Annotated in this window: 1 protein-coding gene and 1 pseudogene; one reads left to right on the top strand and one right to left on the bottom strand. The window is 61.0% G+C overall.

All coding sequences use genetic code 11. The features are described 5' to 3' along the window. Window positions 1-1,249, top strand: a 1,249-nt coding sequence (locus H5U08_RS14930) for a DUF4147 domain-containing protein (protein WP_297034769.1), incomplete at its 5' end; no start/stop codon positions are given. A 9-nt stretch (window positions 1,250-1,258) separates the two neighbouring features. Here H5U08_RS14930 and H5U08_RS14925 read toward each other — a convergent pair. Beyond that, window positions 1,259-2,794, bottom strand: a pseudogene (locus H5U08_RS14925) (LysM peptidoglycan-binding domain-containing protein); the annotation flags it as partial.

The raw sequence follows: 2,794 nt of genomic DNA, 5'->3' as shown, positions 1-2,794 counted from the left end.
ATTAACGCTGGACCTGGGAAGCGTCCGCAAAATTGTTGTCGTGGGTGCAGGGAAGGCGGGAGCCGGAATGGTCGCCGGTTTGGAGAAAGCAATTCCAGAAGAAGTTGCGCAGTCGAAGCAGTTGACCGGGTGGGTCAATGTCCCCAAAGACTGCGTCCACACGACGCGCTGGATTCACCTCCACGGGGCCCGTCCCGCCGGTTGTAACGAGCCGACACCCGAGGCTGTTTATGGTACTGAGCGAATTCTGGACCTGGTTCAGGAGCTCGAACCGAGCGACCTTTGTATCTGTCTGCTTTCCGGGGGAGGATCTGCCTTGCTCCCGGCTCCTGTCGCGGGAATCACGCTGGAGGCCAAACAAGCGGTGACACGATTCCTCAGTGCGGCCGGCGCCAACATCAATGAACTCAACACGGTGCGAAAACAACTCAGCCGGATCAAGGGCGGTGGTCTTTTACGGTATTGCCGTGCGGGTTGGCTGGTGTCACTCATCATTTCGGACGTCCTGGGTGATCCGCTGGATATCATTGCTTCCGGCCCAACTGTGCCAGACACATCAACGCCACAGGACGCGCTGGAAATTCTCAGCAAGTACGGTGCCCGGGAGGCCGGGCTCCCCAAGGAGATTTTCCGCGTCCTGGAAAAGAAGGCCGCCAACCGCGGGGAACGCGTGGAGCCGCAAAGTCAAATCTTCAATTTACTGATTGGAAATAATCGTACGGCCGTTGATGCAGCGGCAGCCCGGGCGCGCGAACTGGGGTATCAGGTGGAGGCCGACAGCGCCGTGGAGCCGGAAGGTCCCGCTGAGGAGGTAGGGCGTGAACTGGCGAGAGCGGCTCTTGAGATGGTCGCTTCCCCGGGGCCTCGGTGTCGCATCAGCGGTGGTGAGCCCGTCGTTCGACTCGCTCCGCCAGAAGTCAGAGGCCTGGGTGGGCGTAACCAACAACTCGTTTTGGCGGCCGCCGAATTTCTTTGGGAGAAGATGCCTCCGGAGGTGATCATTCTCTCGGCAGGGACGGATGGCGAAGATGGTCCCACGGATGCTGCCGGAGCTTTTGTCGATCGTGCTGTGATCGAGCAGGCGAAGGAACGCGGGTTTTCGCCTTCAGATTTTCTTTCCCGGAATGACGCGTATCATTTTTTTGAGCCTCTCGGTGCGCTGTTACGGACAGGCCCCACGCACACGAATGTTTGCGACGTTCGAGTCGTATTGACACATCCCTGCCAGAGTCCGCAGAGTGTGCATTGAGTTTTCTCTCTACTGCCGCAGAATGTTCCCCGCAGCCTGGGCTGAAACCGCGTCCTCAGGAAGCAAGAGCGTCATACCGGGACGGAAGTTCTCAAGTTTGTCGCCGAGGCGGTCACGGTTCAATTGATAGATTTCCACCCAGCGCGAGGCCTTTCCGAGCTGCTGGCGGGCAATATCAAAGAGCGTCTCTCCCTCCTGCACCGTGTAGGTTCGCCGATTGACCGTAGAATTCTCGGAAAACGGCGGAGTCAGGTTGCTACGATCTGCCACGAGGGGTGGAGAGTAAGGCATGCCCGACGAAGCGGCCGGCGTCGGCGAGCCTGACCACGCAGACGGCACCGTGGGAGGTGCACTGCTGGCAACCGTAGCCGGCGTTCCTGTACCTGCCAAGGGCAATTGGGAAGGCGGGGCGGGAATCAGCCCGTCACCATTCTGTCCAGTGTGGCTCCCAAACGGTGGGCTTGGATTAACAGGCCATTGCGATGGTGGCTGACCCGAAGGACTCGCCTCGGCGGAGCTGGGGGGAATGCCCGTCGCGGGTTGGTTGCTGAGGGGTGGCGCCCCGGCAAAGAAATCACCGGGCACACTGCCGAGCACCGATGGCGCCTGCGTACCGAACGGCGCGCTCCGGGAACTGACCGGAGTGTCATTATTCAATGAATTGGCGGCCGATGGCCACTGTCCGTCGGCATCGTGGGCAGGGCTGCCGACACCGCTCAACGTCGAAGAATTCCTCGCCGGGAGGGGGTTGCTGGCCACGACCTGCGCATTTTGATCCGGTCCGCTTGGATTCCACCCTGCGGTGAATCCCTGATCGGGCAAACCGGATCCCTCGTTGGGCCTGTTCGTGGCGGTGTTGTCCGGCTGTCCGAAGGGTAAAGGCGGAACTGCCTGAAATTGCTCCGTCGCGACGGGCTGGTTCGGCTCCAGGGCGTGGTAGCCGGAATTGAGTGCGGCACTTCCGATGGGTGCACCGAGGGGCGCAGAATCTGACTCTTCCCGTGCCGCTGAACCGTCGCTCGAGTTCACCGGATCGTTATTTAAATTCAGCGGTGGCACGACCGGCCACACCGTCTCGGAGTCAGACACCTGGGACGCCCCGCCAGCATCGATGTTTCTGTCGCGATCGTTTTGTGCGGAAACTGTACCCGCGGCTAATGAAGCGTCCGCGGGCGAGCCTGGTTGAGACGGTGCGTTCAGTCCGCCCGTCGGCCCGCCAGCGGGGCCATTCGGTTCGCTTTGCGGATGACTCGGGGGCGGTTGCACTGACTGTGCACCCGCACTGCCTGCCGCCTGAGTGGCCCCGCCTGTGTTTTTCTCCGTACCCGTGGCAGCGGGCTGGTCGCTGTGGGACGCCGTCGCGGTCTCGCTTGGGCGCAGGGTTATCAATCGGTAGGCCACAACGGCAGCCAAAATGAATCCCAGAACGCCCAAAATAGCCAAACCAAGGCGGATTTCGAAGGAAAATCGCGTTGTGATCGGCTCTTCCAAGAATTCCTCCGAAGAGTCGGGCCCCGTCCCGGAAAGAGCGTCGCGATCCAGATG

Origin of the sequence: Thermogutta sp. (genome assembly GCF_014359955.1) — a bacterium.
GTDB lineage: Bacteria > Planctomycetota > Planctomycetia > Pirellulales > Thermoguttaceae > Thermogutta.
Note: the sequence above shows the minus strand (reverse complement) of the source record. Positions and strands in the feature narration are given on the sequence as shown.